Consider the following 20,007-nt stretch of genomic DNA (forward strand, 5'->3'; position numbering starts at 1 on the left):
TTCCGGGAATGAAGTTTATCTGGGTGGAAATCTGGAAAGCGCCGCTAGACTACGTCCCGCGCGGGGAGGTTAGACGCCGAGCGACCGCCTTTGTTGCAGGCCGGGCGCGTATCGGGGAAAGCGTTGTAACTACGGGGCAAGAGGTGTGTGCGGACGAGAGCCAAAAAGTTTGAGAATCACTTTGCCCTGTCAATGCGCTTTCTTTTTCGGCGATTGCGATGAGTCGCGCATTGGTTGTGATGGCTGCCCGACTAGGACTCGAACCTAGACAGAACGAGTCAGAGTCGTTCGTGCTACCATTACACCATCGGGCAGTGGCAAGTGATCGTGCGCGCGGCGTGGGGTGGGCCTGCCGGAGGTTCAAGAAAGTGGAGCCGGCGATGGGATTCGAACCCGCAACCGCCTGTTTACAAAACAGGTGCTCTACCGTTGAGCTACGCCGGCAAGGCGCGCTGCGCACTGAGACTTCGGAACTTCAAACAACAAATTTGGTGGCTCCCCGGGGACTCGAACCCCGAACCTACTGATTAAGAGTCAGCTGCTCTACCATTGAGCTAGGAAGCCAGAAAATCAGAAGGACAAACCTTGGCGCGGAGCATGTGGTGTCAACACCATTCCCCTATGAAACATAGGAAATTCCTACACGGTAAGGCCGCTAATTTTTGCGACAAGCCTCACGAATTCCCCGCCCACTTCGGCAGCGTCAAATCCGTCGCCAGTCGCACTCCCGGAACCGCCGCCAGCAATCGCGGCACGACGTTGATGAGCGCAGCGACCGTCGCATCATCTCCAGCCACTCCGCCCAGCACGCACACGTCGAGCGGCGGGCGCCCGCCGACCACGATGCGGTCATGCGGCTCAGGCGCACCGAGGAACATCGCGATATCGAGCACGACACGATCCACGCCGCCGACCGCACCGACCGCGCGCTGCCGAATCCCGCACACCTTGCCGCGCGGCACCGTGAAGAAGCGCGTCACGATTTCGCGCTCCGCGAGCACGGGCTCGCCCTCCTCGGTGAGACTGTCGAGCTCCCAACCCATGGCGTGCGCGACCAGCGCGGCAGACTCGAGCAAGCCCGCGTGTCCCGCCCTGCCCGACTGGAGCTTCGCGCGAAACTCCTCCGCTTCCTGCCCGCTGCCGATCTTCGCCTGCAACGGCTGACGCCGCGTCGAGGCGTCGACCACGCGCTCCACGAAGATGCTCTCCACGCTCCGACTCACGCCGGTTACCGCAATCGGCAGCACATCCATGACAAACCCCGGATTCACGCCCGTCGCAACCAAGCGCGCCCCGGTGTGGCGGCACAGCGCATCGAATTCCTTCGTCAGATCGGGCGCCTTCAACGCCGGGAAAATCAACTGCTCGCACGTCGAAGCCACACTCACTCCGAGCTCCAACGCCGGCCGCATCTGCGCAAGCGTCACAGCGGCATTCGACGAGGCCGTGTGCAGGATCACCTCCGGCGGCGTGTCGCCGAACAATTCCTCCAAATCGCGCACGACGCGCAATCCGTCCAGCTGACCGAGACCGGTCACGTCCGTCAACGAGCGCCCGACCTTCGCCGGGTCGATGTCGACTGCGCCGACGATCTCCAGCCACGGCTGCTGCGCGGCGAGTTGCAACGATTCCAATCCGATCGGCCCGAGGCCGAACTGCGCGACCTTGATCTTTTTCATCGCGCGCCGATTGGACCGCGTCACGCGCACGCTGTCGAGCGCGCGGCGAGTCAGCGCTCAACCGAGAAACGGATTGAAGCGTCGCTCGTTCGCCACCGTGGAAATCGGGCCGTGCCCCGGCGCGATCAGCGCCTCCGCCGGCAACGCCTCGAGCACGCGCCGCGCGTGCTTCAGCTGGCGCTGGCAGCAAAAATATCCGCCGCCGAGCGAGCCGGCGAAAATCAGGTCGCCCGAAATCACCAACTCGTCCCGCACCGGCCGCGCCGTGCACGCCACGACATAGCAGTTGTGCTCCGCCGCGTGTCCCGGTGTGAGCATCGCCCGGATGGTGAAGCCGCCCACTTCGACCGTTTGCCCCTCCCCCAGCCCGAGACAGCGCGGCCAGCGTCCCGTGGGCGGTCCGTAGAAATGGTTCAAGCCGAACTCCGCCATCACCTCCTCGAGCCCGCCGATGTGCTCGGCCTCGTAGTGCGTCACGAAAACCGCCGCGAGCTTCTTGATCCGCGCCGGCCACGCGCGGCGCAACTCGGCGCCGCTCGCTCCGGTGTCGAAGAGGATGCCGGTGTCGCCGCCCTGCGACAGGACGTAAGCGTTGGCCACGCCGACGCCGAACGGCATGCGCAGCGGGAACAGGCAAAACGGCAGCCCGCCGATCTCCGGCCGCGGATATGCCCCTTGTGCGAGCGCGCAGAGACCGACTTCGTTGAGATCCAGCACGCGCGCGAGGCGGCTGATTTCGGCGGGCTTCAAATCTGGCCGATAGTCGACGGCGTCGTGAATCCGCGTGAGCTCGACGTTGGCCGCCTTCGCAATCGCCTCATAAGTCATCGCCGCGTGGCGAGCGGCCTTTTCCAGGACGTCACCCAGCTCGTCTTCCAGCGGAGGTGCGACAGTCGAGTCCATGCGGAGTCGACCAGAAATGAATTCCATTTCGCCAACGATTGCCACACGTTTCCGGCCCCATGGACGTCCAGGCTGAAGTCATCGCCATCTTCAAACGCACCCGCGCGCTCCTGCAGGGCCACTTCGTGCTGCGCTCCGGCCTGCACAGCGGGCATTTCTTCCAGTGCGCCCAGGTCTGCCAATACATGCCCGAAGTCGAGCGGCTCGGCGCGCTGTTGAAGGACCGGCTCGCTGGCGTCCAGTTCACGACGGTGCTCGCGCCCGCGATGGGCGGCCTCGTCATCGGCCAGGAAGTCGCGCGGCAGTTCAAGAGCCGGTTCATCTTCGCGGAAAAGGAAAACAACGTGCTCGTGATGCGCCGTGGCTTCACTCTCGCGCCGGGCGAGAAGATCCTCGTCGTCGAGGACGTCATCACACGCGGTGGTCGCGTGCAGGAATGCCTCGACATCATCGCGAAAGCGGGCGGGCACGCGGTCGCGGTCGCCGTGCTCGTCGACCGCAGCGAGGGCAAGGCGAAGTTCAGCGTGCCGACGATTTCGCTGCTGGAGCTGAGTTTTCCGACTTACGAAGCCGACAAGCTGCCTCCGGAGCTGGCGGCGATTCCGGCGAGCAAGCCGGGCAGCTGAGTGCAATCGCGCAGCCGCCGCCACGTCGACGGGGCGATCTGCACGATGCGCGAATTTCGGAGGGCGCGGCTACTGCCGCGCCACGAACAACGCGAGGGCTGCGGGTGCTTTCGGCGCGGCAGTAGCCGCGCCCTCCAAGACCGAGACGATAAAGCGGAGAACAAAAAGGCGCGCCGGTCGGCGCGCCTTCGTCTTTGAGTTCAGAGGTTCGCGCGCTCAGCGCTGCACGAAGCCGACGTAGCGGTAATTGCCGCGGTAGTAGATGAGCGCGAGGTTGCGGCCTTCGCGCAGGGCGCGCTTGGCCGACGCGACATCGGCGACGGGGACACGGTTGATTTGCTCGATCACGGCGCCGACCGGGAAGACGTCGCCGAAGGGCGAAGTCGGCGCGATGTCGGTGATGACGAGGCCTTCGACCTCGTTGGGAATGCGGAGCTCGCCGCGGAGGTCGTTATTGAGCTGCTGCACCACGACGCCGGGCAGGAATTCGCCGTCGGCACCGGTGTCTTCGAGTTTACCGAGAGTGACCTCGGCGTTCTGAGGCTTGCCGTCGCGGAGAAAATCGATGCGAACCTTGGTGCCGGGCAGCGTCTGCGCGATAGTCAGGCGGAGGTCGTCGCGCGAAGCGATGGCGCGGCCGTTGACGGCGGTGACGATGTCCTCGCGCTTCAGGCCGGCCTTGGCGGCGGGGCCGTCCTTCGGGCTGAGATCGGTGATGACGACGCCGCGCGTCTCGCGGGGGAGGCCGAGTGACTCGGCGACTTCGGCCGTGAGCGTCTCGCTCGACACGCCAAGATAGCCGCGCACGACGGTGCCGGTTTCAATGAGGCTGGTCATGACCGAGCGCGCGAGATTGATCGGGATGGCGAAGCCGATGCCGATGTTGCCGCGGTTGGTGGTGGCGATGCCGGAGTTGATGCCGACGAGGCGGCCCTTGGCGTCGATGAGCGCGCCGCCGGAGTTGCCCATGTTGATGGCGGCATCGGTCTGGATGAAGTCCTCGTAGGCGTCGGGCTCGCGGTCGGTGAGGAGGTTGACGTTCTTGCGGCCCGTCGCGGAGACGATGCCCATCGTGACCGTCTGGCCGATGCCAAGCGGGTTGCCGATGGCGAACACGACGTCGCCGACGCGGAGGCGGTCGCTGTCGGCGATGGTGACGTGCGGGAGCTTGTCAGCGTCGACCTTGATGACGGCGACGTCGGTCTTAGGATCGGTGCCGATGAGTTTAGCGGGGAGCTCGCGGTCGTCGGAGAGCGCCACTTTCAACTCGTCGGCGTCCTCGACGACGTGGTTGTTGGTTAGAATGTAGCCGTCGGGCGAGATGATGACGCCAGAGCCGAGGCCGCTGAGCTTCTGCTCGCGGTCGGGGATGTTGCCGAAGAGCTGACGATAAAATTCCGGCACGCGCTGGCGCACGATCTTGCTGGAGTAGACCGAGACGACGGCGGGGCGGACGTCGGTCAACACGTCCGCGTAGCTCGTGAGGACGGGCGCTTTGCCCTCGCCGACGGGCGTGGTGTCGAGCTTGAGGTCAGGATGTTTCAGCTCTGACTTCGTCGCGGACGCTTTGGCGCCCTTCGCGACGGCGGGCTTGGTCTGAGCGCTGAGGGTGATGAGGCCGGCCGCGAGGCCAACGCACAACGAAAGAACGAACGCTTTGGCTTTCATGGAAAGTAAGGGAGGCGGAGTCGGACACTAGCCGGCTCCGCTCGTTCCGCAATCGCCCTCAGAAGCCTTTGATTTTGAAAAGGCTGGTGACGGACTCGTTGCTGTTGATGCGCACGAGCGCCTCGCCGAGCAGCGGGGCGACGCTGAGGACGGTGATTGGCAGGCCGCGGGTGTCGATCGGCACGGTGTTCGTGGTGATGAGCTCGTCGATCAGGCCCTCGCCGAGGCGCTTGTAGGCGGCTTCACCGAGGACGCAGTGGCTGACGGCGGCGCGGATCGTCTTGGCGCCGTGTTCGCGGAGAATCTTGGCGGCGGCAGTGAGCGTGCCGGCGGTTTCGGTGATGTCGTCGACGAGGAGGACGTCGCAGCCGCTGACTTCGCCGACGATGTTGGTGGCGGCGACCGTCGTGGCGTTGATGCGCTTCTTGGCGACGAGGGCGAGCGAGGCGCCGAGCGCGTCGGCGTAAGCCGCGGCCATCTTCATGCCACCGACATCGGGCGAGCACACCACGAGGTTGGGGCTGCGTTTCGTGGCGAGGTATTGAAAGAAGACCGGCGACGCGAAGAGGTGGTCCACCGGCACGTCGAAGAAGCCCTGGATCTGCTGCGAGTGCAGATCCATCATGAGCGCGCGATTGGCGCCGGCCGCGGTGAGGAGATTGGCGACGAGCTTCGCGGTGATCGGCACGCGCGGCTGGTCTTTGCGGTCCTGGCGCGCGTAGCCGTAGAACGGGATGACAGCCGTGATGCGCGCGGCCGAGGCGCGCTTGGCGGCGTCGATCATGATCAACAGCTCCATCAGGTGATGGTTCGTCGGCGGGCAGGTCGACTGGATGATGTAGACGTCCGCGCCGCGGACGTTCTCGTTGATCTTCACGAAGGACTCGCCGTCGGGGAAGCAAGTCACGGTCGCCTCGCCGAGCGGGACGCCGATGGACTTGCAGATTTCCTCTGCAAGCGGGCGGTTGGATGAACCGGAGAAGATTTTCAGCCGCGTGTCCTTCATGTGTGCGCGCGAGCCAAGGGATTTCCTCCCGGGGGCGGAAGTCTATTTCGGTCGCTGCTCCAGATTTTCAACCCGCTTGAACAACTCGGGGAGTTTCTGATGCAAAACTTGCAGGCGGCGCTCGGTCATGTAGGGCATGGCCGGAGTGCCGTTGAGGTAACTGCCCGGCTCGGTATTGAAGGCGACGCCGGTCTGGCCACCGATCTTGGTGCCTTTGCCGAGCGTGATGTGGCCGCCGACGCCGGCTTGGCCGCCGAGCACGACGTAATCCTCGAGCGTGGTGCTGCCGGAGATGCCGACTTGCGCGCAGAGGATGCAGTGCTTGCCGATGATAACGTTGTGGCCGACCTGCACGAGGTTATCGATCTTCGTCCCCTCGCCCACCACGGTGCGGCTGAAGCGGGCGCGATCGAGGGTGGAGTTGGCACCGATCTCGACGTCGTCCTCGACGATCACGACGCCGATCTGCGGGACTTTTTCGTGGCGGCCGTTCACGAATTCGTAGCCGAAGCCGTCCGAGCCGATCACGACGCCGGGCTGCAGGCGGACGCGGTTCCTGAGTTCGCAACCGTCCGAAATCACGCAGCCAGGCTGCACCCAGCAGTTCTCGCCGACGGCCGCGTTGCGGCCGACGAAGACCGAGGCCTGCAAAACGCTGCCGGCACCGACGGTCGCGCCGTCTTCGACGACGCAAAGCGGACCGACGGTGGCTTGCGGAGAAATCTTCGCGGTCGGCGCGATCACGGCGCTCGGGTGGATGGCGGCGGGAGGCTTGGGCCAAAGGGATTGCTCGATGCGGGCGCAGAGGCGCGCGAGGGCGACGGAGGGTTTCTCGACGTAGAAAAAAGTCTGGTCGGCCTGCGGCTCGCCGACGTGGTCGAGCGGCACGAGGACGAGCGAGGCGCGGGTGGTGGCGACTTCGGCGCGATACTTCGGGTTGCCGAGAAACGAGAGGTCGCCGGGCTGGGCGGATTTCAGCGAGGCGATGTCGCGGATTTTCTGGGCAGTTTGGCCGGAAATGCGCTGGGGCGAGACGATCGCAGCGATTTCCTCCGGCGTGTAGGCGACCTGCATGGAGGAAAACAAGCCCGCTTCTCCCGCGCAGGGCAAGGCAGGAGGAGCCGAGCGGCTCGCTCGAAGGCAAAGCACGGCGCGCGGCTCGATGGGCGTCGCTGGGGGACAGCGATGCCCGCCAAAAGGAAAGGCCGGTCTTTCGACCGGCCTGGAAAACTGAAATGCGCGGAACGACCGCGATGTGCGGCCGTGCCTTACGGCTTCTTCGGCTGCGGCGTGACGTTCGGGACGGTGAAGCCGCCGGCGTTGTTCGCGGCGGGAGTCGTCGCGGCTGGAGCGGCGGCGGCGCCGGTGGTGGCGGGAGCGGCGGCGGGAGCCGGGCGGTCCTTGTTCACTTCCTTCACGACTTCGTCGGTGATGTCGTAGCTCGGGTCGCTGTAGAGGATGACCGGGATGCCGAGGATGCTCGGGCCGGACTTGTCGAGGACGAGCGTGGCGCCCTTGGCGCGGGAGATGTCGTTCACGACCTTCATGATTTCGTCCATGATGAGGTCGCGGTGGTTCTTGGCGCGCTGCTGGAGTGAACGCTGGGTGTTGTTGCGGAAATTCTGCGCCTCGTTCTGGAGGTTCTGGATGTCCTGCATCTTCTTCTGGGCGTCTTCGCCGGCCTTGGCGCGCGCCTGGTCGTTGGCGAGCGGGCTCTTCGTCTGCTCGACGAGGGCCTTGTATTCCTCGACGTCCTTCTGGATGTCCTGGTTCAGCTTCTCGAGCTGTTCCTGGGCGCGCTGGGCGGCGTCGTTGAATTTTGCGTTGGCTTCCTCGGTCTTGTAGTGGGTGTCGTAGACCTTGGCCATGTCGACGACGATGACTTTGAGGAGGGCCTGCGCCTGCAGGGAGGCGACGCCGGCGAGGAGGCCGGCACAGGCAAGGAGGGTGCGGATAGCTTTGTGCATGGGGATCAGGTGAGGTGAGTTTAGAAGCGGGTGCCGAAGTTGAAGTTAAACTGGCTGCCCTTCTTGTTGAATTTGTCGCCGGTGAGCGGAATGCCGAAGTCGAGGCTGAGCGGCGCGCCGGCGACGAAGAGGCGGAGCCCGAAGCCGAAGTTGTCGTTCCAGTCGGCGGGCGAGAAGTCGTAGGCGTCGCGGTTGACGAAGCCACCGTCGTAGAAGATGGCGAAACGGATGGGCTTCACGACGTCGAACGAGTATTCGGCGGAGACGAAACCGTAGGACTTGCCGCCGAGCGGCTCGCCGACGCTGTTCTTGGGGCCGACTTCGCGATACTCGAAGCCGCGCAAGGTTTGCGGGCCGCCGAGGAAGTATTGGTCGAAGAAAGGCACGCTGGTGCTGCGGCCGTAGTTTTCCACCACGCCGCCGCGGGCGAGCAGGCCGAGGACCTGTTCCTGGAATTCGAAGACCGGGTAGAATTGCGCGCCGCGGAACTCGAGGCGGTAGTAGTCGGTATCGCCGCCGAAGGGGCCGCCGGCGACTTCGGTGATCAACTCCATGCGGTTGCCACGGGTGGTGTTGATGATCTTGTCGCGCGTGTCGCGGAGCAGCGAGAAGCCGATCTTGGAGATCGTCGTCTTGCCGGCGAGGGACTGGAAGATGGCGGGGGCGGCCGGGTCGACGTTGGCGATGTCGACGATTTCGTAGCTGTAGGTGGCGGTGCCTTCGACGAGACCGAAGAGACGCTTGCGGAGGTAGAGTTGGCCGAAGGTGCGGATTTCCTCGTAGTAGGCCGATTGGTAGTCGGAGGTCGTGCGCGCGAGCTGGAAGCCGAAGGCGAGTTCGCGCTCGAAGAGCCAGGGCTCTTCGAAGGCGAGGACGATTTCGGAGGACTGCGAGCCGAGCTGGAGGCGGAGGCGGAACTTCTGGCCGTCGCCCTGGAAGAAGCTCTTGCGGTTGAAGAGGTCGAAGTTCGACTGCGTGACTTCGGCGAAGATGACGGCTTTCTCGAGCGAGCTGAAGCCGGCGCCGAAGGTCAGGTTGCCCGTGCGCGCTTCGTGGACGGCGACGCGGAGGTTGCGGCGGCCGGGGATGTTGGTCGACTCGGGCGTGACGTTCACGTCCTCGAAGAAGCGCGTGTTCTCGAGACGGATCTTCGAGATCTTCATGCGCACGGAGTCGAAGACGTCGCCGGGGCCGAGCACGAGTTCGCGGAGGATGACGATGCTCTTGGTCTTGGAGTTGCCCTCGATGTTGATGGACTCGACCTGGAACTTTTCGGACTCGGTGATCGCGTATTCGATGTCGATGTTGCCGGTCTGGAGGTTGGGCTTGCGGTTCAGGCGCACGCGCGTGTCGAGGTGGCCGGAGCGGCCGTAGAAGTCCTCGAGGTTCTCGACGTCCTTATCGAGCTTGGACGGGACGAAGAGCGTGCCCTTGCGCTGGCGGACGACGAGGCCGAGGAGGCGCGACGGGTGAATCTTGTTTCCGGTGAAAGTGATGTCGCCGACGCGGTATTGGCGGCCCTCGTTCACGCGGATGGTGATGACGAGCTTGCTCGGGGTCGGATAATCGAAGGTGACTTTGTCCTCGGCGATTTCGACGTCGAGGTAGCCTTGCTCGCGGTAGTAGTCGCGGAGCTTGTTCAAGTCCTCGTCGAAGTCGTCGTCCTTGAAACGACCGCCGCCGGTCAGCCAGGAGAACGGGTGCCACTTGGAAGTCTCCATCTCCTTGCGGAGGCGGCGGGCTTTGACGTGATCGTTGCCGACGAACTTGATGTCGGAGATCTTCACCTTCGCGCCTTCGCGGACTTTGAAAGTCACAGTGCCGAAGCCCGTGCTGCGATTGCGGTCGATGGTGTAGTTGATCTGGGCCTGGTTGAAACCGGCCTTCTGGTAGAATTCGTAGACCTTCTCGGAGTCGTCCTTCACCTGGCGCTCGTCGAGGGCGCCGTTCGGGACGGTCTTGATCTCCTTTTTGAGGCGGCGCTCCTTGTAGTAGGAATTGCCCTCGAACTTCACGGCGAGGACGCGGAACTTCGGCGTCACTTCGACGACGAGGTTGACGACGTTGTTGGGCAGCTGCTCGCGCTTGACCTCGATGAATTCGAAGAGGCCGGTGCGGTAGAGCGAGCGGATGTCGCGGTCGATGAGCGTCTCGTCGAGGTCGCTCTGCTCGCGCAGGGACATGTTCGCGCGGACGATCTGCTCGCTGACGTTGGCGACGCCCACGAACTTCACGGAGATCGCGCCGATCTTGTAGACGGGGCCCTGCGGGGCCTGCTCCTGCGCAGCTGCACCGCTGCGAGGCGCCGGTTGGGCGAACGCGCCGGTCACCCCGGCCAGAACCAAAACAATGAGAGCAAAAACCCGCCGAACCGGGTTACGGAGTGAAGTTTTCAAAGCGCGTAATTTCTTGGAGGAAAGTTAATTTCAAATCACCTACCGGGCCGTTACGTTGCTTGGCAACGATTAAGTCTGCCGCGTTGGCGGCAGTCTGGAATTTCTCGTCGGCATCCTTGGGGCGGGACAACATGAGGACCACGTCAGCGTCTTGCTCGATCGAGCCGGATTCTCGCAAGTCCGACAAGCGGGGCGTGCGATTCTCCTTCTCGGAAGCGCGGTTGAGCTGACTCAGGACAATTACCGGTAGGTCCAGTTCCTTCGCCATGGCCTTTAAATTGCGCGAAACCTCGGCCACCTGCTGTTCGCGGGGGGCGCGCGGGTCGGTGCCGTTCACCAGCTGGAGGTAGTCGACGATGATCATGCCCAGTTTTTTGCGGGCATAGATGCGGCGGGCCTTGGCGCGCATCTCCATGACCGTGATACTGGACGAGTCGTCGATGAGGATGGGAGCCTTCTTGAACTCCTCGGCGGTGCGACCGAGGGCGTTGACCTCGGCGCCGTCGCGCGAGACGAGGCCGTCGCGAAGGAGCTTGAGGTTCACGCGCGCCCGGGCGCACAGCATACGCAGGGCGAGCTGGGCCGCGCTCATTTCGAGCGAGAAGATCAACACCGGCGCCGGATCACCCTTCTTGGGCATGGCGGCCGCCTCGGCGATGTTCAGCGCGAACGAGGTCTTACCCATCGAGGGGCGCGCCGCGATGATGATCATTTCCTGCTTCTGGAAGCCGAATGTCATCTGATCGAGGTCCTTGAAGCCCGACGAGACGCCCGTCAGCTCGCCCTTCTTCATGAGGAGCTTCGCGATGACGGTGTTGGCGTCCTTCATCGCCTCCTTGATCTCGGAAGCGCTGTCGCTGACGCGGTCCTGCGTGACCTTGAAAAGCTCCTGCTCGACCTTGTCGATGAACTCCTCGAGCCCGCCGGTGAAGCTGTAGCATTGCTCGACCGCGCCGGTCGCGGCCTTGATCAGCTCGCGCAATAGGTGCTTCTCGCGGACTTTCTCGATGAAGTAGCCGGCGTGCGCCGTCGTCGGGATCTTACCCGTGATCTGCATCAGATACGGGAAGCCGCCGATGGCCTCGAGCTGGCGGCGCGTCTTCAACTCCTCCGCGAGCATCTCGAGGGTGACCGGCGGGCTCTTCTGATAGAGATCGACGATGACCTCGAAAATCAGGCGGTTCGCCGCGGAGAAGAAACACTCGGCGCCGACGCGCGCCTCCATGCAACGCGCGATGGTGTCGCTGCCATCGAGCAAGCAACACGCGATGACGTGTTGCTCGGCCTCCTCGCTCCACGGCATTTCGCGCGAGACCGGCGACTGGTTCCCGTCATTGCCACGGAAGGCGCTACGGCGCGAAGCGGGGCGGTCGGGGTTGTCGGGAGTCGGCTGCACCATGGAACGCATGGTTGTTGTGACCCGAAGGCATCCGAGCAATCCCCGAGTCAGAAATTTTGCCCACAAGTCATTCGCAAGCGCCACGTGAGCGAGCACGCACGCTCAAAGTAGCGGGAGCGTCCAGCTCCCGCCACGATCTGGCTGCCGCGGCGAACTTGTTCAGTCTACAAGCAAGAAGCCGCGACTTGCGTCGCGGCTTCGGCAGAATGGGAACGGGTTTTGCGCTTAGGCGCGCTCTTTGCGCTCGCGGCGCGGACGGTCGAACTTGTCGCCCGCCGGGGCGGCCTCGACCGCGGCCGGGATGATCGGGTTCTCGGAGACGACCTCGAAGGAGATCTCCACCGAAACCTCGGGGTGCAGCTTGATCGTGACCTCGTGCTTGCCGAGGGTCTTGACCGGCTGGCCGAGGTGGATGCGGCGCTTCTCGACCTCGATGCCGGCCGCCACGAGCTTGTCGTGGAGGTCGTTACCGGTGACGGCGCCGAAGAGCTTGCCGCCCTCGCCCGTCTTCACGGCGATGGCGATGTTGGCCTTCTTGAGTTTCTCGGCGAGTTCCTGGGCGCCGTTGAGTTCCTTGGCTTCGCGAATGCCGCGGGCCTTCTTCAGGGCTTCGATCTGCTTGCGGTTGGAAACCGTGAGCGGAACCGCAATGCCCTGCGGGAGGAGGAAATTACGCGCATAGCCGGCGCGGACGCGGACCTGGTCGCCTTCGGCGCCAAGGCCGTCGACCGGTTTGAGGAGGAGCACTTCGTTGTGAGCCATTGTCGGACTGAGTTGTTTTGTTTTTGTGTAAGTTAACGCGCGCCGCGGATCAGAACGGCACGTCTTCGTCGAGATTCTCCTGCGCGGCGGGAGCCGGGCGACTCGGGGCGCTGGCGCGGGGCGCGGGGCTGTAGCTGCGGCTCTCGCCGCCGCCTTCGCCGCCTTCGCTGCGCTGAGCGCCGCCGGAGCCGAGGAACTGGAAGTTTTCGCAGACGACCTTCATGCGGCTGCGTTTTTCCTTCGTGTTCTTGTCTTCCCACTGGTCGAGGCGCAGACGGCCTTCGACGAAGAGCGGGCGGCCCTTGGTGCAGTATTTGGAGATGTTCTCGCCGGCCTTGCCCCAGGCTTCGATGTCAACGTAGGTCACTTCCTCACGTTCGCCACCGCTCTCGTCCTTGAACTTGCGGTTCACGGCGAGCGAGAAGGTGCAGATGGCGGTGCCCTTCGGCGTGACCCGGAGTTCCGGATCGCGCGTCAGGTTGCCGATGAGCATGACTTTGTTGAGATTGGCCATGGGGCGGAGGCGCGGGGCGCGTTGGGCGGTTAGGCGTTCTGGACGAGCGTGCGATACACGTTGTCGTTCAGGCGGAGGCGCTCCTGAAGTTGCGCGCTGGCACCGGCCGGGGCCGAAAAGGCGATGGAGACGTAGACGCCGGCGGGGAACTTCGGATCGGTCTTGCGGGCGAAGTCGCGGCGGCCGAGTTGTTCGATGGCGGTGACGTCGCCTTGGACGGCGACGATTTCCTTCTTCACGCCTTCGATGATCTGGTCGACGGAGTCTTCCTTGCCGCGATTATCGAGGATGAAAGTGGCTTTGTAGTTACGCTTGTTCATGGCGGGTTCTGCGATTGAGGCGGTTCATCGCTTCGGCGGAGCTGCTGGTGAAGAGCAGGTGGGCGCCTTCGACGAACGTTTTCAGGTTTTGATCGATGATTGTTTGTTCTGAGAGGGAGAATTTTCCGAGCACGTAGTCTGCGAGGTCCATGCCGACCGGGCGTTCGCTGCTGCCGATGCCGAGCCGGTAACGGAGAAATCCGTTGCCGACGTGCTCGAGCAGGCTGGCGATGCCGTTGTGGCCGCCGGCGGAGCCGTCGACCGACAGTTTCACGCGACCTAGATCGATGTTCATTTCATCGTAGGCCACTGCGAGCGATTCGGCCGGGAGCTTATGAAAGTCGAGGAGCTTGCGCAGGGCGCGGCCACTCTCGTTCATGAAGGTCTGCGGCTTGATCAGCCAGCGGGTCTCACCGGGTCGGACATTCCAGCGCGCGATATCGGCTTCGAAGCGCGGCTCGTGTTTCCACGAGAGCCCTTCGGCCGCGGCCAGCGCATCGACGACCTTGAAACCAAGGTTGTGACGAGTGGCGGCGTATTTCGCACCGGGGTTGCCCAGTCCAGCGAGAAGCGTGACGGACATGGATCAAAGAACGTGCTGCAACGCGGTGCGCCGGGTTGGCGGCGCACCGCGGGAAAACGATTACTTCTTGGCGGCGGGGGCGGCGGCCTTCGCGTCCTTGGCGGGCGCGGCGGCGGCGGCTTTGGCATCGCCGGGCTTGGCGGCAGCGGCACCCGCGGCAGCGGGAGCAGCGGCGGCATCGCCGGCGGCGGGAGCAGCGGCGCCAGCGGCCGGGGCGGCAGCACCCTCGGCGGGCGTGGCGGCGGCGACAGTGGCGGCGACTTCTTCCTGCGGCTCGACGCAGAGGACGACGGCCTGGTTCGGATTGTCGAGGAACTCGACGCCGGCGACCGTCTTGATTTCGGAAACGTGGATCGACTCGTTCAGCTTGAGCGGCGTGACGTCGACTTCGATGAACGACGGCAGATCCTTCGGGAGGCAGCGGATCTTCAGGCGCTTGGTGGCGACGTCGAGGAGGCCGCCTTCGTTTTTCACGCCGGAGGCTTCACCCACGACGACGACGGCGACGTTGATGACCATCTTCTCGTTTTCCTTCACTTCCTGAAGGTCGACGTGGAGATACTTGTCGGTGATCGGGTCGCGCTGGACTTCCTGGAGGAAGGAGAGAGCGGCGGCGCCGGTATCGCGCTTCAATTCGACCAGCGCGGCGCGGCCGGCGATGTCCTTGAGGAGCTTGACGAACTCGGTCGCGCTGACGGACAGAGTCTCGGGTTTCGTGTGCTTGCCGTAGAGGATGGCCGGAATCTTCTCGGCCTTGCGGAGGCGGCGGGAGGCGCTGCGACCGGTGCCCTCGCGGGTCGTGACGGTGAGTTGGTATTTCTTCATGGTTTTCGTTCCCCCTGTGACCCCGGAATTGGAGGCAGGCGTAGTGGAAAAGAGGCGAGAGTTGAGACACCGCGCCCCGGCGAAGCAAAACAAAACTTTCGCGAGCGACCCGAATCCCGTTTTTACAACTTCGCCTCGCAGACGCGCGCGCCGCCCCTGCGCTCCCCGCCCCCGCGCCGTCCCACGCGCCGAAGTTCAACTCATCGCCTGCTCCCCTGCCCCGGCCCCGGATTTCGGTTCCGAGCGCGCGACAAAAGCGAGTCCCGGCGCGTGATTTTCGCGCGCACCACTGGCATTCCGGCGCGTTTCGCGCATGCTGGCGCCCATGAAGCGACGCAACCTCACGCCCAAAGTCCGGGAAGCCCTCCGCCAGCTCGCGGCCGGCCCCCAGGACATGCGTGACGACGCCCTCCTCGAACTCATCAACGCCGAGATGCGCCCGCTGCCGGTCGACGACATCGCCTATGTGCGCGACCGCGTGCGCTTCTCCTGCCCGCCGTGCCCGATGGTGCAATCGGTCGTGCTCATGCTCGACGGCCTGATCGACGTGAAAAGCTTGAAGCTCTGAGCCGCGCCAACCACAGCGCGCACGCGGCATGCGCCCGTTGGGCGAACACCAAGATCACCGCGCCGGCGGCGTCCGCGCGTCTTCCGCGGCGCTCCGCCCACCGTTCGACCGGACATCGCGCACGCACCGAAAGCCCAAATGCGTGCTGCCGGTGTCGGGCGCGCCCTTGCCGCGCGAGCCCAACGTGTAGCGGACGCAATACTGGTCAGAGCACAGATAGGATCCTCCACGTTGCACGCGCTTGGGCACTCCCGGCTCCGCCGGATCGAACGAGCGATCCTGCGCCGCTCCCCGCGGGTTTCGGGTCAAGCCATCCGGCGCGGCGGCCGCATCCCGCGCGTAGGTATCGGGCCGATACCAATCGCTGCACCACTCCCAGACGTTGCCCGCCATGTCGAACAACCCGTAGGCATTCGCAGGAAAAGACGCCACGGGCGCGACGTCCGTGAAACCATCGGCGCCGGAATTCCGGTAAGGAAACTCGCCTTCCCAGATGTTGGCCATCCACCGGCCGGCCGGAGTCAGCTCATTTCCCCAGGGAAAACGCTCGCCCGCCCGTCCGCCTCGCGCCGCGAATTCCCACTCGGCCTCGGCCGGCAACCGCTTCCCCGCCCACCGCGCGTAGGCCTCGGCGTCCTCGTAGCAGACATGCACGACCGGATAACGCTCGCGGCCGGTGATCGTGCTGCCCGGCCCTTGCGGATGACGCCAGTCCGCGCCCGGCACATAGCGCCACCATGCCAGTGCGTTCGTGAGCGGCACGGCCTCCGCCGGCGGCACGAAAACCACGGAGCCGGGCACCAACAGCTCCGCCGGCGCGCCGGGAAAATCCTCCGCGCGCGGCTTGCGCTCCGCCACGGTCACATAACCGGTCGCCGCCACGAACCGGGCGAACGCCTCGTTCGTGACCTCGGTGGCATCCATCCAGAATCCCGCGACCGCGACACGATGAATTGGTTGAGCGTCGCTCCCCGTCTCGCCACCCGCGCCGCACAATTCAGGCCCGAACTCGGCCAAGCCCATGGAAAATTCGCCGCCCGGAATCCAGACCATGCCCGCAGGCGCCGGCTCGCCCGGCTCGGCGCGATTGACGACCGTGGGCTGAAAGGCGGCGGCTCCCTCTGCGCCGGAAGCGCCGAGTCCAACCGCCAGCGCGAGCACCGCAGGGAAGCGGACGACGTGGAGCATGCCCGCCGAGGGAACGCGCGTCCGCCTTTCAGGCAAGCTTCCGCAGGCACGCGGTCGTGTTGCAAGGATGGCCATGGGGCAGTTCGGCGGCTTCGTGTTTCACCGGACCAGCGACTCAGGTGACACGGCAGTGGCGCCGTATTTGGGCGACGATTCGGGTGTTTCTTAGTTCGGCTCGAGAAACACGAGGTAGTTTACCGGCGCGATCGTATTCGCGCCGTTCTTCAGGCCGCCCAGCGTCACGCTGCCGCTGGTCACCGTCGCCTTCCAGACGTCCAGCGTCGTCGCCGTGGTCGATCCGCGTTCGGTGATCGAGATCGTTGTCGTCTGCTTCACGAATCCCTGCGTCGAGAGCCAGCCGGGCGTGGCCCCGGTCGGCACGGCCACGTAGACTTGGCAACTCGCCGCGGGCTGAAGCTTCAGGAGCGACGAACTCGTGTCGGAGCGATCGTCCATCGACGTCGTGAAAAGCCACACCGCACCGGCACTCGGCAACGAATCGATGCGGTAGGCGGCATCGATGTAGGCCTGCGTGCCGACGCGCGCGAGCGTCGGGATGTGGCGCCAGTCGTTCACCCAGGCGCTGCCAGACTTCCGCTTGAACGCGACATCCAGAGGCATCTTGTAGCGGACGCCGAAGCCCTCTGTGCGCATGGCGACGTAGTGGCGTTTCACGCCATCGACGGTCGCGGTCCGCACAAACTCCGTCGAGGCGTTCGGGATGCTCTCGTTGAACCAAGCCCAGCTCGTGCCGGCGTTCGTAGTGCGCAGGACGCCGTAGGAGCTGGCGACGACCACTTCGTCGCCCGTGCCGGTCTCGATGTGCGAGAACGTGAGGTCGGCCGGCAACCCGTCGGGAAACAGCGTGGTGTTGGTCGCGGGATTCAGCTGCTGCGTCCAGGTGCTGCCGCCATCGGTGCTCTTCCAAAGGCCCGCGCTAGTGCCGCCGTTAACGCCGGCGTAGAGGTGCGTGACGCCGCTGCGGCTGACCGCCGCGATCGCCCCGATCTTCGCGAACGAGCTCGTGCCGGTCGGAAACAGCTTTGTCCACGCCGCGGAGCCGACCTTGCGGTAGAGACCGCCGTTGGTGCGCTCGTCGCTGCAATAGAGGGTCGTGGCGGTGTTCGGGTCGACGCGGATGTGCGAGAGATGCGAGCCGCCGGGCAGACCGTTCGAAAGGTCGCTCCACGTCGCGCCGCCATCGATGCTCCGGTAGATCCCGCGGTGCACGTAACGGTTCTCGACACTGGCGATCTTCGGCAACGAACCCGAGCCGTTGGCGGCCTTCAGGCCGTCGTTCACGAAAACGATCGAGGCCGCCTTGTTGGTGCCGCCACCGTAGATCACCGCGCGCTTCGTCGTCGTGCTGTCGTCAAGGATCACGTCAAACCGCACCAACACCATGTCGCCCGAGAGTGCAGTGCCCAGGGTCATGCCGGCCGTGACGCTCTGCGTCGACGTCGCGGTGGCCAATTCCAAGACCTTCGGGCTTGTGTGCGGGATCTCGGCCACCACCGCGCTGCCGGCGCCGCTGATCGCCCAACCGGAGGGCGCGCTGCCGGTCGTGTCGCTCTCGAAGGTGCTCAGGCTCGCGGGCGCAGTCTGGTCATAATACGACGCATAGAAGCCGACGTTGTCGGCGAAGAACTTCGTCGCCGCCGTGCCGCTGGGAATCTGAAACTCCACCTTCGAGATCGCGCTCGCGGCGCTGTTTTCGAAGGCGAACGGGGTCGAGGTGAGGAGCTTGCCGTCGAGGTAAACGTCGTAGGTCTTCGCCGTGGTGTTCAGGACCGCCTCGACGCGATACTGCGCCTTGCTGCCCGCGGAGAGGTAGATGACGCGCTGGCCGTCGACGGAGCCGGATGCGAGCACGGTCGGATCGAGCGCGATGTCCCAGATGTTGTTTTCCGTCACGCCAGTCAGCACGCCAGGCGCCGTGTTCGAGAACGTCGCGCCGCCGTCGGTGCTTTTGAAGAAGTGCGGCACATCGCGCGGGGGCACGCCGAAGTCGATCGTGCGGTAGGCCGACGCCGCGTAGACGATGCTCGCGTTGTCCGGATCGGGCAGGACGAAGCGGCCCTTGCCTTGCGTCGCGTTGTCGGGATTGAAGCGCAACGTCCAACTCGTCCCGCCGTCGGCGCTCGTCCAGAAACCGCGGTCGGTGTCGGCGCAGAACATCTTCGTCGGATCGCCCGCCGCGAGGCTGAGGTATTTGCCGCGCCCGCCCTCGAGGCCCCAGCCGCGATAAGCACCACCGCTCACGCTGGAGGTGAACGACCGGAACGAGACGGCCGAGTCCGGGCTCTTGTAGTTGCTCGCGACATCGCCGGTGACGAACACGTGGTCGTTGCTGGAGGGCTCGGCCCAGACTCCCAGAATGGCCGGCCGGAACACGCCCTGATAGTCGAGCGTGACGTTCGGGTCGGACTCGCTGACGAGCGTCCACGACGTGCCGGAATTTGTGCTGCGCAGGACACCGCGCGCCGCCGCAGTTTTCGCCGCGTAGGTCGCGTAGACGCGCGACGATGCGCCGGCGCTCACTTGCACGTTGTAGAAGAAACCGGTGTCGGAGAAGCTCCCCGCCGGCGGCGTGAAGCCCACGTTCAGCTGCGACCAGGTGGCGCCGCCGTCGGTCGACTTGTAGATGCCGCCGCGATTGCTGGTCTCGCCCGGCGGGATCGCATCGGTCAGCAGGAATGTCTCCATGTCGTCGTAGGGCATCATCGTGACGTAGATGATCTGACCGGTGGTCGAGGCCGGATCGAAGCACACGCCGAAAACCGCGCGATGCGGCAGCTGGTTGGTTCCGGGCGCGCCGAGTCGCGTCCACGAACCGCTGGCGAATTTGTAGAGTCCCTGATCCGTGGCCGCGAGGACGATGGACGAGTCGGTCGGGTGCACCGCGAGGTTGCACACGCTGCCATAGACGCCGCCGGGGATCGGGAGCGCCGCCATTTCGGTCCACGACTGGCCCGCATCCGCGCTTTTCCACATCGCGGGCAGCGACTCGGAGATGCCGATCTTGCCCTTGTAGTAGACGCGGCGGTTGCCGCCGCCGGCATACATCACTTGCGTATCGGACGGCGCCGTTTGGAAAACGCTGATCGACTGGGAAAATCCACCGCTCGGCGGCGTGACGGGCGCGAGCAGGAGTTCGCCCGTGGTCGAGGAAACATAGGAGCGAAACACCTCCTTGCTGTCGGTGCCGACCAGCACCGTGCGGCCGCTCGTGTCGGCCGCAACGAACTTCACCACGTTGCCGTTCGCTTTGCCTTCACCCGCCGTGCCGGCGAAGGTCGGGCCACCGAGCGGCACGAAGCTCTGCGCCTCGTCGAAGCTCACCCACACCCCGCCGGAATCCACTCCGGTCGCCACGAAATAGCGCCCGCGCGCGCCGCCCGGCGCGGCCATGATGTCGAGATCGTCGATGTAGCCGTTGCCGCCCATGCCGATCGGAACCCACGGCGCCTGATCGGAGGAGGAAAACGCGAGAACGGAGACAAGGCCGGTCCAGCCGGCGAGCGCGACCGCACCGAGGCGGCGCGCGAAACAAAACGCGGAGAAGACAGATTGCATGGGGAGATTTTTCCTGTGCGCCCGACA

Annotated in this window: 17 protein-coding genes and 3 tRNA genes; 2 read left to right on the top strand and 18 right to left on the bottom strand. The window is 64.9% G+C overall.

Features of this window, described 5'->3' with window-relative positions:
- Positions 1-240 precede the first annotated feature (240 nt).
- From KF715_06040 to KF715_06060, 5 genes are all read right to left on the bottom strand, one after another.
- Positions 241-314 (bottom strand) — tRNA-Gln (locus KF715_06040).
- 55 nt (positions 315-369) lie between these two features.
- Positions 370-444 (bottom strand) — tRNA-Thr (locus tag KF715_06045).
- A gap of 45 nt (positions 445-489) precedes the next feature.
- A tRNA-Lys gene (locus KF715_06050) sits at positions 490-564 on the bottom strand.
- A gap of 110 nt (positions 565-674) precedes the next feature.
- Positions 675-1,679: a hypothetical protein gene (locus KF715_06055; protein ID MBX3736229.1), complete on the bottom strand. Its 1,005-nt coding sequence runs from the start codon at positions 1,677-1,679 to the stop codon at positions 675-677.
- A gap of 57 nt (positions 1,680-1,736) precedes the next feature.
- Positions 1,737-2,582 (bottom strand): MBL fold metallo-hydrolase, encoded by an 846-nt coding sequence (locus KF715_06060; protein MBX3736230.1) that lies wholly within the window; start codon positions 2,580-2,582, stop codon positions 1,737-1,739.
- A 59-nt stretch (positions 2,583-2,641) separates the two neighbouring features.
- On the opposite strand from KF715_06060, the gene pyrE reads away from it, so the two are divergent.
- Positions 2,642-3,208, top strand: a complete 567-nt coding sequence (pyrE, locus tag KF715_06065; GenBank protein ID MBX3736231.1) for an orotate phosphoribosyltransferase — start codon at positions 2,642-2,644, stop codon at positions 3,206-3,208.
- 216 nt (positions 3,209-3,424) lie between these two features.
- Here the strand turns inward: pyrE and KF715_06070 are convergent, their stop codons facing one another.
- The 11 genes from KF715_06070 to KF715_06120 all read right to left on the bottom strand — a co-directional run bounded on the left by KF715_06070 (position 3,425) and on the right by KF715_06120 (position 14,648).
- Positions 3,425-4,876: a Do family serine endopeptidase gene (locus KF715_06070; GenBank protein MBX3736232.1), complete on the bottom strand. Its 1,452-nt coding sequence runs from the start codon at positions 4,874-4,876 to the stop codon at positions 3,425-3,427.
- Between the two features lie 58 nt (positions 4,877-4,934).
- Positions 4,935-5,882 (bottom strand): ribose-phosphate pyrophosphokinase, encoded by a 948-nt coding sequence (locus KF715_06075; GenBank protein ID MBX3736233.1) that lies wholly within the window; start codon positions 5,880-5,882, stop codon positions 4,935-4,937.
- 42 nt (positions 5,883-5,924) lie between these two features.
- The gene (gene lpxD, locus KF715_06080) at positions 5,925-6,956 is read right to left on the bottom strand and encodes a UDP-3-O-(3-hydroxymyristoyl)glucosamine N-acyltransferase (protein ID MBX3736234.1); all 1,032 of its coding nucleotides are present in this window, start codon (positions 6,954-6,956) and stop codon (positions 5,925-5,927) included.
- Between the two features lie 194 nt (positions 6,957-7,150).
- Complete coding sequence (locus KF715_06085; GenBank protein MBX3736235.1) at positions 7,151-7,849, bottom strand: OmpH family outer membrane protein; 699 nt, start codon at positions 7,847-7,849, stop codon at positions 7,151-7,153.
- Positions 7,850-7,869: 20 nt separating this feature from the next.
- A complete protein-coding gene (gene bamA, locus KF715_06090; GenBank protein ID MBX3736236.1) occupies positions 7,870-10,200 on the bottom strand; it encodes an outer membrane protein assembly factor BamA in 2,331 nt (776 codons plus the stop codon).
- A gap of 25 nt (positions 10,201-10,225) precedes the next feature.
- Positions 10,226-11,653 (bottom strand): replicative DNA helicase, encoded by a 1,428-nt coding sequence (gene dnaB, locus KF715_06095; protein ID MBX3736237.1) that lies wholly within the window; start codon positions 11,651-11,653, stop codon positions 10,226-10,228.
- Between the two features lie 216 nt (positions 11,654-11,869).
- Positions 11,870-12,406, bottom strand: coding sequence for a 50S ribosomal protein L9 (gene rplI, locus KF715_06100; GenBank protein ID MBX3736238.1), 537 nt, complete (start codon positions 12,404-12,406; stop codon positions 11,870-11,872).
- Between the two features lie 49 nt (positions 12,407-12,455).
- Complete coding sequence (gene ssb, locus KF715_06105; protein ID MBX3736239.1) at positions 12,456-12,920, bottom strand: single-stranded DNA-binding protein; 465 nt, start codon at positions 12,918-12,920, stop codon at positions 12,456-12,458.
- 29 nt (positions 12,921-12,949) lie between these two features.
- A complete protein-coding gene (rpsF, locus tag KF715_06110; GenBank protein MBX3736240.1) occupies positions 12,950-13,240 on the bottom strand; it encodes a 30S ribosomal protein S6 in 291 nt (96 codons plus the stop codon).
- On the bottom strand, positions 13,227-13,823 hold the full coding sequence (gene pth / locus KF715_06115) for an aminoacyl-tRNA hydrolase (GenBank protein MBX3736241.1): 597 nt from the start codon (positions 13,821-13,823) through the stop codon (positions 13,227-13,229). The genes rpsF and pth overlap by 14 nt, the downstream gene beginning before the upstream one ends.
- Before the next feature lie 60 nt (positions 13,824-13,883).
- Positions 13,884-14,648 (bottom strand): 50S ribosomal protein L25, encoded by a 765-nt coding sequence (locus KF715_06120; protein ID MBX3736242.1) that lies wholly within the window; start codon positions 14,646-14,648, stop codon positions 13,884-13,886.
- Positions 14,649-14,973: 325 nt separating this feature from the next.
- Here KF715_06120 and KF715_06125 point away from each other — a divergent pair, with 325 nt between their 5' ends.
- The gene (locus KF715_06125) at positions 14,974-15,216 is read left to right on the top strand and encodes a hypothetical protein (protein ID MBX3736243.1); all 243 of its coding nucleotides are present in this window, start codon (positions 14,974-14,976) and stop codon (positions 15,214-15,216) included.
- 54 nt (positions 15,217-15,270) lie between these two features.
- Here KF715_06125 and KF715_06130 read toward each other — a convergent pair whose 3' ends face one another.
- Both KF715_06130 and KF715_06135 read right to left on the bottom strand, forming a co-directional pair.
- The gene (locus KF715_06130; GenBank protein ID MBX3736244.1) at positions 15,271-16,404 is read right to left on the bottom strand and encodes a formylglycine-generating enzyme family protein; all 1,134 of its coding nucleotides are present in this window, start codon (positions 16,402-16,404) and stop codon (positions 15,271-15,273) included.
- 165 nt (positions 16,405-16,569) lie between these two features.
- Positions 16,570-19,980: a hypothetical protein gene (locus KF715_06135; GenBank protein ID MBX3736245.1), complete on the bottom strand. Its 3,411-nt coding sequence runs from the start codon at positions 19,978-19,980 to the stop codon at positions 16,570-16,572.
- Between the last annotated feature and the right edge of the window lie 27 nt (positions 19,981-20,007).

Origin of the sequence: Candidatus Didemnitutus sp., assembly GCA_019634575.1 — a bacterium.
In the GTDB taxonomy this organism is placed as follows: Bacteria; Verrucomicrobiota; Verrucomicrobiia; order Opitutales; family Opitutaceae; genus Didemnitutus.